At 61.0% G+C, this 13,473-nt stretch carries 11 protein-coding genes; 7 read left to right on the top strand and 4 right to left on the bottom strand.

The genetic code is table 11. The annotated features are described in order from the left end of the window. Positions 1–234 precede the first annotated feature (234 nt). On the bottom strand, positions 235–1,131 hold the full coding sequence (locus PLU72_17530; protein ID HOT29981.1) for an endonuclease: 897 nt from the start codon (positions 1,129–1,131) through the stop codon (positions 235–237). Positions 1,132–1,278: 147 nt separating this feature from the next. Next, a complete protein-coding gene (locus tag PLU72_17535; protein ID HOT29982.1) occupies positions 1,279–2,595 on the bottom strand; it encodes a Fic family protein in 1,317 nt (438 codons plus the stop codon). 123 nt (positions 2,596–2,718) lie between these two features. Between PLU72_17535 and PLU72_17540 the strand changes: the two genes are divergently transcribed. The 7 genes from PLU72_17540 to PLU72_17570 all read left to right on the top strand — a co-directional run bounded on the left by PLU72_17540 (position 2,719) and on the right by PLU72_17570 (position 11,724). After that, positions 2,719–4,125 carry a hypothetical protein gene (locus tag PLU72_17540; GenBank protein ID HOT29983.1) on the top strand — a complete coding sequence of 469 codons (1,407 nt, stop codon included), beginning with the start codon at positions 2,719–2,721 and terminating at the stop codon, positions 4,123–4,125. A 136-nt stretch (positions 4,126–4,261) separates the two neighbouring features. Continuing rightward, on the top strand, positions 4,262–4,594 hold the full coding sequence (locus PLU72_17545) for an STAS domain-containing protein (GenBank protein HOT29984.1): 333 nt from the start codon (positions 4,262–4,264) through the stop codon (positions 4,592–4,594). A gap of 4 nt (positions 4,595–4,598) precedes the next feature. Next, a complete protein-coding gene (locus tag PLU72_17550) occupies positions 4,599–5,081 on the top strand; it encodes a hypothetical protein (GenBank protein HOT29985.1) in 483 nt (160 codons plus the stop codon). A gap of 59 nt (positions 5,082–5,140) precedes the next feature. Then, complete coding sequence (locus PLU72_17555; protein HOT29986.1) at positions 5,141–5,740, top strand: tetratricopeptide repeat protein; 600 nt, start codon at positions 5,141–5,143, stop codon at positions 5,738–5,740. Continuing rightward, on the top strand, positions 5,737–9,024 hold the full coding sequence (locus tag PLU72_17560; GenBank protein HOT29987.1) for a tetratricopeptide repeat protein: 3,288 nt from the start codon (positions 5,737–5,739) through the stop codon (positions 9,022–9,024). The genes PLU72_17555 and PLU72_17560 overlap by 4 nt, the downstream gene beginning before the upstream one ends. A gap of 1 nt (position 9,025) precedes the next feature. Beyond that, a complete protein-coding gene (locus PLU72_17565; protein HOT29988.1) occupies positions 9,026–10,669 on the top strand; it encodes a glycosyltransferase family 2 protein in 1,644 nt (547 codons plus the stop codon). Continuing rightward, the gene (locus PLU72_17570; protein ID HOT29989.1) at positions 10,666–11,724 is read left to right on the top strand and encodes a glycosyl hydrolase; all 1,059 of its coding nucleotides are present in this window, start codon (positions 10,666–10,668) and stop codon (positions 11,722–11,724) included. The genes PLU72_17565 and PLU72_17570 overlap by 4 nt, the downstream gene beginning before the upstream one ends. Here PLU72_17570 and PLU72_17575 read toward each other — a convergent pair. Further along, positions 11,718–12,581 (bottom strand): hypothetical protein, encoded by an 864-nt coding sequence (locus PLU72_17575; protein ID HOT29990.1) that lies wholly within the window; start codon positions 12,579–12,581, stop codon positions 11,718–11,720. The two genes, PLU72_17570 and PLU72_17575, sit on opposite strands and share 7 nt — an antisense overlap. A gap of 613 nt (positions 12,582–13,194) precedes the next feature. Continuing rightward, the coding region (locus tag PLU72_17580) for a hypothetical protein (GenBank protein ID HOT29991.1) at positions 13,195–13,473 on the bottom strand (279 nt) is incomplete at its 5' end.

The following is a 13,473-nucleotide window of genomic DNA, read 5'->3' on the forward strand; positions in this document are numbered from 1 at the left end:
CGAACGGGTGTCAATTCCAGACCCCCGCAGAAGCAGAAAGGAAGCCGCTTTACAGGCTTTTCTCGTGCTGAGCCTGTCGAAGCGCGAAAGGCTCTCGCCCCTTTCGGCAGGCTCAGGACAGGCTTCGACAAGCTCAGGGCGAACGGTTTGCCGGAAACAATACCGAAGCCGCCGGAATGGCGAAGGGCGCTTCGTTTGTTGAAGCGCCCTTCGCGAAGAGGTTCGGGTGAGGGGTTAAAAGTCGGAGATTCGCTCGATGAATTCGGGCTTGTCGATGAACGGATTCCGGTTGTGCTGGAGGTTCTCGATGCTGTCGTTGCGTTTGCGTTCGTTCTCGTCGACCGGGTCCTGCGCGTTCCATTCGCGGAGGACTTTTTCTTCGGCAGGCGGAATCTTCTTGCCATAGCGAACCGCGAAATAGAACTTCGCACGGGCGACATTGCCCCGGTGCTCGGGGCGAACCTCGAACACCGATCCGTTGCACTTGCTTCCGCCTTCCTCCCATTCGGGGCTATCCACAAGGCCGAAGGGGAGGTTCCCGCGGATTCCGTTGGCATGCGAATCGGCAGGGAAGAGGTGATGGAGATCGGCCTTGGCGATACCGACGGCTCCCTGGGACTGGGGCCAGGTATGCTCGACGTTCATGATGGTGGCGGAAGGCTCGCCCAGCGTCTTGATTCGTTTCCCGGTGTAGACGCATTCCACTTCGCCGTTTTCGTTGTCCAGCTTCGAGAAAATGACGGTCTGGGCGCCCTGGTAGCCGACCGACGTTTGCTGCCGGCCGGTGATCTCGTTCAGTTCGCCGATGAGTTGTTCGTCGGAAAGAGTCTCGCAGGCGGCATACAGTCCGTCGCCGGGCGTGAAACTCGTGCGGGTGGCCCGGGGAACCGTGTAATCATCGGAAAATCCGGCTTTGAATATCTTGTCGGCCAGGATCCGGATCTTGAAGCAATCGGCCTGATTTCGCGAGTCGAGCTGCTCAAGCGCATCGATGCGCTCATTGAGCTGCCTGAACATCTCCTCGGGGGTTTCCGTCGCAGTGGGCTCCAGTGCAATGGCGCCTGAAGAGGAGATGAAGAAACCCGCCGCAGCAAGGAAAAGGATCGCCGATTTTTTCAGTGATGAAATCATTTTTTCTCCATACTCTGATCCCTGGATTTCAAAACCACTCGTGATTCCCGGTGAAAAAGAGATCGTTTGTAGAGTATACCAGATTATGAGGGGGGCTGGTGAAAGCTCTCCAGCAGAGACGTTGGATCCTGTGCATGGAGGGGCGGTTCACCATTCCCGCATGCCCAACACATACATGTCGACCAGCCGATCGAGGGGGATCAGCAACTCGTTTTCCGGGAGGAACACCGGAGGCGGCAATCCCCGGCGCCGAAGGATCAGATCGCCGAGCAGCCGCACACAGCGGCCGTTTCCATCGATGAATGGGTGGATGGCAAGCAGATCCTTCGTCATCCCCGCAACAGCCCTGATCACGTCTTTGGCTGTGCGAGCCGCAGCAAGCTCACGATTCACGCGACGGAAAACCTCCCCGACCTCCCGTTCGATCACCGACCCGCGCGGGTAGAGAAAGCGACCGACGAACATTCCCCGGGCAATCTCCCGCGGTGGGGTCGAAACGCTCCACCAGCGGAGTTTGCCGAGCATCCGGCACTCCCATGCCGTCAAAACGCGCCGTCCATCCGAAAGCACCCATTCTCCGTCATGCGGAAAGTCATCGAGAGGATCGCTTCGATACCGGCCCGGCAACGTCGATTGATCGACACCGGAAAAAACAATCCGGGCTCCCGATGCGATGCGCGAGAGCAGATCCTGCGCCTGTCGCTGGGAAACTTCGCCCCGAGCGGCGGCTGCCTCGATCCGTCGGACTTCGAACCCGCGAAAATAGTGATGCGCCAGAGCCCGGCGGTGAATCTCCCGAAGCAGCTCAGAGCCGATTGGACGCCCATCCGCGCCTGCGGCGATCCAGGCCGCCGTTTCCGCCCAGTCGTTCCAGGTCTGCTCGCCATACACGAGCCACGGCGTGTCGGGCATCGTCCGAAGAGCCGATTCCCAATCGATGCGGTTGACAAGGCGCCGGGCATCCCGCAGGGGATCAATGGGCGCGGTCGCCATTCCGCTCACGCGAAATCCGTCATCGAGGGCGGCCGCCCCGTCCAGAATCAGCCGAACGATGGGAAGATGCGCAACGATACGGAGATTCTCGGATTCATCGAGAAGCCGGTTCAGTTCCCGCCTGGCCCGGGTCGCGGAGCACGGTCGCTCAGCCAACGCCAGAAGGGCTTCGTCGATCGTGGCCGCCAGGTTCTCCGCGGCGAATTCCCTGGCGGAAACAAGGCGGGCGCGCCGAACGGCCCATGCGAACTGGAGTTCCCACAGATCCCTGTCGCGCGGCAGGCGGGCTCCGACACGAGCGCGGAACTCGGCGTCGTCGCGCCGGGCCACCACATCCAGCGCCCGGGAAACGCATTCGAGGGGTGAAAGAAGCGCGTTTCCGGCGTCTCCGGCGGCAATCGTTCGTTCGGGAATGAACACTCCCAGAAGAATGATCAATCCGGCAATCAATCGCCCCTGCCAGCCTGGCATCGTCATCCCCTCCTTGTGCAATACGATATTCATGCCTTGTGCTCGACGCTGATCATGATGCCTTATGATAGAGTAGCGGAAATCAGAAATCCATCGTGACGGCAGTTCACACCGGAGGTCGACATGATATCAACCCGCTCTCTGCTGGCTTTTGCGGGAATGATCGTGTGTACCGCGCTCACACCGGCTCTTTCGGCAGAACCGCCCGCCGGGGATCTGGTGATCGGAGATGCGCCGTGGGCGAAGCGGCTGAACGAGGCCGTCCAGGAAACAAGCCACGATCTGCACCTCGATCTCGAACCAATAGCGGAAGTGGTGTTCGAGGAAGACGCCAAATCCCCAAACGGCTGGAAACGCCGGATTGATGAACTGCTCGCCAGCGCAGACCGGGTGAAAACCGATACCAGCGCCGAGGTGGGCGTGACAGGCAAAGAGCCCGATCCTTTCGCTCTCCGGCTTCACGCCTACCTGTACCGGCGAGCATTGGAAGTCTCTTCCGATTCGGAAGCGGCGCGAAAAAACCGCGAGGAGTTCGCCTGGCTCGCGTCGTTTACAGGCCTGATTCCGTCGCTGGTCGACCATCCTTTCGAATGGCCGGAGGAATGCCGCCGGGAGCTGGCAGCGCGCCCGACCGCCTCGGGGCCGGAATACGCGCTTCCCAGCGTTGCCGAGATGAACACACCGCGTGGAAAGGCCCGGCTGGCATCAGGCGCGTTCGACCTCGTGTATCGAGGCTGCGGATGGGTGCCTGAAGAGCTTCCCCACCGGGAGCGGCTTGCGATCCGCACCCTGCTCGAAGATCCCGAGGAGATGATCGCCTCGACCCGCATCTGGGACAAGATGCGCAAGGGCCGCGAGCGGGGGCTCACCGGCCGGGCCCTGCTGGAATGGGCTCTGGCCGCCGCGGACATACCGGGCATCGTCGGGATCGAGAAACGCACCGGGCATCTCACGTATCTGCTGGACAATGCCCCGCGGGACATCGACCTGAACCTCTTCAACCGCGTGTTTCTGTTCGTTTCAGGAAATTACCGCACCTCGTGCCTGTATGGGCGCGTCATCTTCGTCATCGCCCCTACGGAACGCCGTGGCCTGGATGTAAACTCGTATTTGCGGGAATATTTTCAGTATTACCGAACCATGCCGAAGAGTCAGCGGTTCACGCTGAAAAGCCTGTGGGTGAACCAGGTCGCCGATCTCGACGAGTATGTCCTCGCCTCGCATATTCCGCCGCGGGAAATCGTCGCCTGCGATATCCGCGGGGAAGCCCCTGCCCTCGACCGGCGCGTGTCACTGACCCTGCTGCGCCCCGGCCCCCTGCTCCGTCGCTACCTGAAACGCTGGAAGGATGGCCGGCTCTGGCTGGATGTTCTTGACCGCGACCTGAAGCTTCTCGGCCATTTGACCGCCGAACCGGAAGCCTGGCCCGGCGAAACTCCATCTGCTTCCGCCCCGCCCGCAATCGCCGGTCTCCTCGAAAACCTCACGGTCGACGGCCACCCCGTCCGGTGGATTCCGGGAGTCCCCTAAACGCTTGTATGCAAAGTTCATGCGACTTCGAGTATTTCTTCAGGTCAATTCTGATATATCATCCATGCGGTGATGTCTGAGTCGTTCGTGAAGCCCTCGCTTCCGACGGACGAACAGTCAGGTCGAAAAGGAAACCATGAAATACCAGGTGATCGAAAACGAAAAAGCCCTTGCAATCAGTCTCTCAGGAGAGCTCGATACGGTCACGGCTGAAATACTCCGGGAACTTCTCAATTCGCTTCTGCAGAAAGAGAAAAAGCAGGTGGTCATCGATCTGTCCGGAATCTCCTTCATCAACAGCAGCGGCCTTGGGGCCATCGTCAGCGCAAGCCTTTCCTTCCGCCGTGACGGCGGCAGGATCGTCCTGTGCGGAATACAGGGAATGGTCAGCCGCGTCTTCGAGTTGACCCGGATGAATCGTGCCTTCGAGGTGTTTCCGACGGTGCAAGACGCCATGGACAGTTTCTGAACGCATGTTCCGTTTCCGTCTCGCCCTCTTCATCATCGCTCTCGCGGTCGGGACGACGCTCCTCTATCATGCGCTGAAACCGGAATGGGTGAAATTCCGTGAAGGGGAGCATGCCTTCGCCGCGGGAGAGTTCCAAGCGGCGGCACGGGCGTACGGCGAAGCCTGGAGCAAAGGCCTGCGAATCCCGGCGCTGGTCGGGAATTACCATCAGAGCCTGATTCGAACGGGGCAGGCATCTTCCGCCGCGGATGTGTTTCGGGCATCGTACCAGGAGCGTTTCTTCCTTCCCGTCGCGGAGGTCCTGCTCGAGCAGACTCTCGCGATCGGCGCTTCAGGAACGGCCCTCGAACTCGCCCGCGACTGGACGGCCCGCCATCCGCACCATCGGGAAGCCAGGCTCACGGCTGCGCGTCTGTATGGAAGACTCGGCCTGTATGAACAGGCCGAGCGCGAATATCGCATCGCATTGGGGGAAACAAAACCATGATCAGGCTTTTCCGCACAGTCACCGAGACAAAAACAGGCCGAAGGGCCGGCAGATGTCTGATGGTTGCGTGCCTTGCCCTCCTCTGTCTCACCCGCCCCGGAATGGCGGAGGAGGTATCATCGGGAACCTCGATGACCGGGAGCGGAGAGATTCCCGACTGGCAGGCCCGGCTGGAGCTGGCGCGGATTCTGAGCTACTCGAAGAAATACGCGGAATCCCTCGACCAGTACCGGAAGGTGCTCGCCGACAAACCGGACGTTATCGAGGCAAAGGCGGAAATGGCTCTCGTACAGTTGTGGAGCGGAAACGCCTCCGAGGCCATGCGAGAGTTTTCCGGCCTTCCCATCGACCGGCTTGACGGAAAAACACGGATGGCCTTCGTCGATCTGATCATTGCCGCAAAACAGTATGACACGGCGAAGCTGATCCTCCGCGATCACCTGAAGAAATCGGCGGAAGACCTCGAGGCCCGCCTGAAGCTGGCTGACATCCTGAGCTGGACGAAGGAATACGACGCGTCGATCGCCGAATTCCGGCAGATCCTCGAAAAGCGCCCGGACGACGCCCAGGTTCGGCGTCGACTGGCGAATGTCCTCACCTGGGCGAACCGGAAATCGGAAGCGATCGAAGAACTCAAGAAATCCCTGGGGGAAAAATGACGCCGTTTCGCGGGAAGACGCTGGGTATCGCTCTCGGGCTGATGCTGTGCGTCGCCTGTCCGGGATGGCCCGCAGGCAGAACCGGCCGCGGGCAAACGATCGTCCCCGCCGAGAGCCGCATGTCCGACCAGGAGGCCGCTTTTCTGCTCGGAAAGCTCCTCTCCGAGGACTCTTCCCGCGAAACCGAGGCGGTGAACTGGCTCGAGAAGACCCTTCTCCTGACCCCGGAAAACCGGGAGGCTCGTTTTCTTCTCGCCCAGACCCTCGTGCGGTTGAAACGCTTTTCTGCAGCCATCCCCCACCTGGAAGACCTGTTGTCCAAGGCCGGCAACGGCCTTCCCGGCCATGGGCCTGAGATCGAATCGGTTCGCACCGAACTGGCAGGAGCCCTGCTGGCCGCGGGAGACGCCGCTCGCGCCAGGGACCTTCTGCAGGCACCGCCCGAGACGGCCCTTCCGCCGTCCCCCCGGCGTTGGGAGATCCTCGGGGATTCATCGATGTCGCTGGCCGACTTCGCCGGGGCGATCGCCGCCTACCGGACCGGTCTCGGCTGGTGCGCCTCAGGGACCGCGTCACAGAATGACCTCTCGCAGATGGCGAGCCGTTTCGAACGCAAACTGGCACTCGCGTTCCTGTATCGAGGGGACGTACGCCAGGCAGAGCCCGCATTGTCGGCTTTTCATCGGAAACACCCCGCTGACCGCGAGGTCGCCGTCGCCCTTGCCCGCCTTCACCTTCGCAACCGCCGCCCGGATGCGGCCATCGCCATCCTCGCCCCCCTGCTCGAAAACGCGCCTCAGGATGAAGAGCTGCTTACGGAAATGGCCGATGCCGAGCTGGCGCTGGGGCATTTTGCCCGGACCCGCGCATTGTATGAAGCCGCGCTGAAGCAGGCCGCCGGCACGCCGGGCCTCGATCTGCCGGCTCGATGGGCCAACCGGCTCCAGCAGATGGGCGATTTTTACCGGGCGACCGACCTACTGAGATCCCTGTCTCAGGCCCACCCCGACTCCCCATCTCTCCGATGTTCCCTCGCCTGGACCCTGGCAAGCTCGGAGCGCTACGAGGAGGCCGAGGGGATGTATCGCGACGTCCTGGCTTCCGACGCAGCGAATCTCGAGGCGCTTCTCGGCCTGGCCGGCATGAGCTTTCTCGCGAAAGACTTCGACGCAGCCTTGGGCTGGTCAGATAAAGTTATCGCTATAGATTCAAAGAACATCCAGGGCCGGCTGAACAGGGCGGCCGCCCTGACCCGCCTGGGGCGTTTCGACGAAGCTGTCCCCCTGATCAGGGCGCTCATCGACGACCCTCGCTCGGACGTGCCCGTCTGGCAGCACCTCATCCGTCTCGTTCGCGGTCGATCGTTCGGAGAGGCAGCGACGTTGTCCGCCGACATTCTCGCCCGGATGCGGGAGTCGGCCGCCGGTGACGTGGAGAGGAATTTCTGGGAACATCTGCCCCGCCCCGAATTCGGAACCCGCCTCCTGGCCTCCGGAAGCGTGCCGCCGACCGATCTTCTGGCATACGGAGATCTGTTCAGCGAAGTCGGCTCCGCTTCGCTAGCCCTCGCCCTGTATGCCAAAGCGTGGAAAGCCGATCCGGCGCTTCTCCCGGCCGGCCTGAACCTCTGCCTGGCGTATGGCGCCGCCCGGAAATTCGACGAGGCCCTCCGTCTCATTTCGGAACTCGATCAATTATATCCAGATCATTATAAATTAAGATTGACCAGGGCGCGAATTCTTTCCTGGAACCGCCGGTTTCGCGATTCTCTGAGGGAATACGAGGTTCTCCGGACCCGGGAACCCGCCGACCCCGTGCCTGCGAAGGAGATGGCGCGCGTCTGCTACTGGGCCCAATGGCCCGCGAGCGGGTCGTTGCATTATCGCTCCTTCCTCGACCCCTCGGTGGACAGCCTGTTGCGTCACGACCCCGACATGCCGGCCGCGACCGCGCAGAATCTGGCGTCTCCCGAGGACGTTCCATTCCGGGGATACGAGCGGACGAGAGACGACTATGCCCTCGCGCAATCCGGCGTCGCCTCAGACACCCGCACGGCGGTCGACGGGGTACTCCGAAGATATCTTCCTCAATATCGTATTCAAAAGTATTTTTTCCTCGAACGGTGGGCCAAGGACCTCGTCAGGACCGGTCATGCACGGCGCGCCCTTCCCGTTTTCCGCGAACTCATCGCCTTCGCCCCGGGGAACGAAGAGGCGCGGTTCGACGAGTCCCAGGTTTTTTGCAGCCTCGGCCTCACCGACCGGGAGGAGGAAGCATACCGCCAACTACTCGATATCGATCCGTATCACAACCTGATCCAACGGGCCCAGCGCAAACTCGCGATTGATCGCGGCCCCGAGCTCCGGTTCGCATACACGGGCCATCGGGAGCAGGGCCGCGGCGATCTCGCGGACATCGAGTCCAGGCAGTGGCAGATGACGGGCGACGTCGAACTCGCTCCCCGCCTGCGGCTCGCCGCGAGCCACAACAGATGGGACTATTCACCTGGAATCCGGGGCGGCCGATCCCGGGCAGCCGGGCCTTCTTTCATATTGTCAGGAGTATTCAACGAATGGGCCCGCGGGCAGGCAGGGTTCACCCGCAAGCAATTCGATGGGAACCGCGCCTGGAACGGAACGGCACCGCGAGATCGCGACAGCTTCTTCTGGAATGCCTCGTTCTCGCTCCGGGACCGTCTCGACCTGGGCATCGGCTTCGACCGCTCCGATGTCGTGGTGAATGAGTTCGGACTCAGAGACGGAACCCAGGCCGATACGCTCTGGCTGTCCCTGGACATCCCCTTCTCCAGGCGCTTCCTCGTTCGCGGCCGCTTCGGAAATGCCGGGTATACGGACGGCAATCGGGCGAGGGAACGGAGCTGGAGCGCCGGCTACGCCCTGACGGAGTATCCGGAAATCTTCCGGGTCCTTCTTTCGGGCGAGTTCCGCGATACCGAACGGCAAAGCGAGTATCTCTACCGGAACGGGAATCTCGAGAATATCCGGTATCCCTACTGGACGCCGAGCGATTACTGGGGCCGTGGGTTGACCCTGCAATACTGGCGCGACGTCTCCCGGCTCCGGATCGCCCGCGCCGATCGTTCCTGGCTCGATCTTCGGTATACGATCGGCGACGACTCGATCCCAAATCCGTCAGGACGCTGGGAAGCCGCATGGCACTGGGAATTCCGCGATCGCTGGTCCATCGAACTGCGAGCAAGCCGGCACGACTCGCGCGACTGGGATGCCCGGGATTTCAGTTTCCTCATAGGGCGCAGGTTCTGATATGTTCAGGGCATTGAAGGACTACCCGATCCGGAGCATCCTCCTGCTCCTGTTTCTCGGTCTCACCCTCCTTTCGATCTTCTCCTATCTCCTGGCCCGGACCGCCATGTTCCTCCTCATGGACTACCGGTGGTATGAAAAGAGCCTCGCGTTTTTCCTGCTGCTCGCCGAGAGTTTCATCCTGGTTCACGGGTTCGGGTATTTCATCAACCTGTTCCATATCCTCACCGCCAAAAAAACGGTCGAGAAACGGGTGCGCAGGGAAGCGGCGCTGACCGCGTTCCCCCCCGTCGCGATCGTCGTCGCCTCCTACAGGGAGCCGCTCGAGGTCGTGGAAAACACCCTGACCTGCTTCTACAATCTCACCTACCCGAACAAACGGCTCTACTTCCTCGACGACACCCGCTACGACCTTCCCGGCCAGGACCCCGGGGAGTTGCTCGCATATCGGGAAAAAATCGACGCGTTGTGCCGGTATCTGAACGTCGACGTGTTCCGCCGGCGATGGCACGGGGCTAAGGCCGGCCTCATCAATGACTTCCTCGACTTCATCTCGGGGAATCCCCGGGAAGGGTCATCCCTGCTCGAGTTCAGCGGCCTCGACAGGTCGGAGCGGGAAAAATATCTTTGCATATTCGATGCAGACATGAATCCTCTGCCGGGGTTCGTCGAGCCTCTGGTGGCGATGATGGAGGAACGGCCGAAGATGGCGTTCATCCAGACCCCCCAGTATTACTCGAACTTCGAGGCCAACCGGGTCGCTCATGCTTCGGGCCTTCAGCAGGCGGTGTTCTACGAGTATATCTGCGAGGGAAAAAGCCTTGGCGATGCCATGTTCTGCTGCGGAACCAATGTGATGTTCCGCGTCGACGCGCTTCTCGACGTGGGCAAGTTTGATGAAACCTCGGTCACCGAGGATTTCGCGACGTCGTTGAAATTCCACCGGCGCGGCTGGAGTTCGGCGTATCGAAGCTTCGTCTGCACCTTCGGCATGGGCCCGGAGGACCTGGGGGGATATTTCAAACAGCAGTTCCGCTGGGCCCTCGGCACCGTCGGCCTGTTTCGGCAGATTCTCGGGGAGTTCGTGCGGAATCCCGGGCAGATGTCGCTCTACAAATGGTGGGAATACGCGCTTTCCGGCACCCATTATTTCATCGGATGGGCGCTGTTCACCATGATCGTCTGCCCCATCCTCTACCTGTTCCTGGAAGTACCCAGCTATTTCGCGTGGCCCGGCTTCTATTTCCTGCTGTTCACCCCGTACATTCTGCTGTCGATGACGGTCTTCTTCTGGACCCTCACCCGCCGCAACTATCGCCTCCGGGACGCCATCCGCGGCCAGCTGCTGCTCGCGGTCACCTTCCCCGTCTACATGAAGGCGTCGTTCCTGGCGATGCTCGGGAAACGCGGCTCGTTCCAGGTGACGCCGAAGAACGGCGGCCACTCGCTGCCGCTGTATGAGCTCTGGCCGCAACTGGTGCTCGCGACCCTCAGCCTCGCGGCCGTGGTGTGGGGAATCAACCGGGTCTATTATGAGCAAACCCAGGTCGCGGCCGTCCTCGCGAACTCCTTCTGGTGCCTGTATCATTCGGTCGTCCTGTTCTCGGTCCTGTATTTCAACGATCCCGAGAACCTGACCGAATGAGCCGGAACCGCGTTCCCGGCGCGGCGTTTTTCGTCGTCGCAACGCTTCTGCTGTGGCTCTGCGGCTGCGGCGTTCCCGTCCCGGAAGACCGGAACGCCGGGCCGCCTCTCGTCGGGGTGAACCTCGAAGGGTTTCCCGCGAGGAACGACCTCGATCACGTCAGAACGGAAGCGGGTTTTGCGCCCGACGTGGTCGGATTCTACCTGCAGTGGCCGTCGGATCCCGCCGAGCCGCCCCCGCCCGGCCTCGCATCGTCTCTGGAAGACATTTCGTCGGCCGGGGCGCTCCCGATGGTGACCTGGGAGCCGATGTTCCTGACGAACGGCTCCGAAACGGCAATACCGGGAACGGACATCTTCGCCGGTCGCTGGGACGCCTATCTGGAATCGATGGGCCGCCTGTTCGCGTCAGCCCCCGGTCCCGTCCTGGTACGTTTCGCCCACGAAATGAATATCGATCGCTATCATTGGGGCGGTCCGCTCGAGGCGTTCACGGCATCCAGCCCGCCCCTCTACCGGAGCATGTTCGGCTACGTGGAACGGGCCGTCCGGGCGGCGGGAGCCTCGAACACGCTGTGGATCTTCTGCCCCAACGTCGAATCGGTTCCCGATCCCGCATCGGTCGCCTCTGCCGCCTGGAATACGATGGGGGCGTATTTCCCCGGAACCGACCTGGTCGATATCGCCGGTCTCGACGGGTATAACTGGGGCGACACGAGGACACGCGTGAAACACGGCTGGGACAGCTCCTGGCGGCGGTTTCCCGACCTGTTCGGGCCGGCGCTTGCCGACATCCGCTCGATCGTCGGCACCATGCCCGTCGTGATCGGGGAGACCGCGTCCGCCAGAAGCGGAGGCGACAGGGCCGCCTGGATTTCAGAAGCCGGCGCGAACCTCCGGTCGATGGGACTCTGCGGGATCGTCTGGTTCCACCTTCACAAGGAGGAGGACTGGAAACTGACCGCTTCGGAGGGCAGATCCCTGCGCGGGAACGGAGAACGGACGGATCCCCGGGACTGGGCCGGCCGGCTTCTGAAACGGCGAAACGCCTACTGAGCCTCTTCGAGGACGAGCGTCTGGCAGATGAGAAGCGTGTTGTAGTTGTAAAACAGCCGCCGCTCGAGCTGCTTGATCTCGGCGAGATACCACAGGATGGTTTCCTGCTCGAAGACGACCTGGAACAAGGCCTGGTCCAGCTCCGAGAACATGTACCGCCGCAACCGCTCGAAATCGAGGAGTTCGGCGAGGCCGCTGACGGCATCGCTCGACGCGGCCACTTTTTCCGAAAGCGCTTTCAATACGTGATAATGCTCGTCGACCAGGCGCCTGGCGTCCTCGAACAGGATCTCGCGCAGGTCGGGATATCGTTCCCGGTCCCGCGTGATGCGGGAAAAATAGGGCATCAAATGGTCGAAATAGATGAGAATATTCTTCTTCAGCAGGCTCGAATCCTTGAGGAGGGTGAAAATGACCTGCTTGAGGGAACCGCCGGGAGCTGTTTCCCGGAACGCGATGGTGCCGTCAGATTCGAGAAGGAAAACCGGTTCGCGGGAAAAAGCCGGGGACTCGCAGCTCACCCCGCAGGACTGCTCCCGATGGGTGGCATCGTGGCGCATCCAGACGATGGTTCCCCGTTCCAGGACCGAGGTCGCTCCGCCCATCGGCAGAAATAGGCCGACCCGGTCCCCGATGCGGAGCTTGTTCCAGGCGGTGACCCATTCCGGGATCGCTATCTGGATCCCCTCTCGGCTGGCGTCGGCAAGGAGATACTGGAACGCGAGATGGTCCTCTTCGCGAACGCCAAGGAAGGGCAAGGTAACCGAAGCGAGAGGGATGCGCAGGGATTTTCGCTTCTCCTGCCCCCCGGGCGGAGAGCCTGAAACGCGTCCCGCGCCGGCTGAACGGCCCTCCATTTCGGGCGATTCGCCTGCCGGACCACCCTGTTCCGCTGGCTGATTCATCGCTCGATGATAGCACAGCCGACAAGGATCCTGCAGGCCTCCTGCCAGGCACTTTTCGGGAGGGGCAGGATCATATATTCGTCACTGTAGCATTATCGATCCCTGCAGAATGGAAGCCTCCCGTTCGCCCTGAGCCTGTCGAAGGGCGAAATGAGGAATCATCTGCAAGTGGCTGTTCGTGCTTCGACAAGCTCAGCAGGAACGGAATCAGGAATTGGCTTTTTGTTACGCAGTAATCAATACTCCCAAGACTCGAGGTTGAGAACGAACGTCCCTGACCGGACGGACATGCCGCCCGATTCGCAGCAGGGATCGCAGACGCGCCTTTCATCTCGAGACGCAGATCGTCATGCTCGATCGCAAGGAATATACATTCCTATACGTCTCATATGCCGGGCGAATAGTATCACGTATTATATATATTACACCCGCATCGACACGTTCCGCCATTCGCCCTGAGCCTGTCGAAGGGCGAGAGCACTCGTGCTTCGACAGGCTCAGCACGAACGGTATCGAGCATGTAAGTGCTTGTTGTGTTCCGTGTGAAACGAGCAGTATCTGGCACTCATGAGAAAGTAAAGCTGAACCCCTTCCAGTGAATGAAAATACGGAAAACACCCTGCTCACCGAGAATTGCTGAAATGGAGAGTTCTCTCTTGTCATTCGGAAACGGTGCTGGTACTCTTACGGAAAATCGCGTTCCATTCAAACTTTTCATGCAGTCATGTTTTTTGTCACAGATCACCCCACCCTGCCGTTTAGATAAAGAGAGTGACCAACCAAGAAATTTCGGCTCTTCGCTATTCGGCGTGGGTAGGGTAGAATCAACGATCCATCGTCTCTG

The sequence above is a fragment of the Candidatus Ozemobacteraceae bacterium genome, assembly GCA_035373905.1.
Taxonomy (GTDB): Bacteria; Muiribacteriota; Ozemobacteria; order Ozemobacterales; family Ozemobacteraceae; genus MWAR01.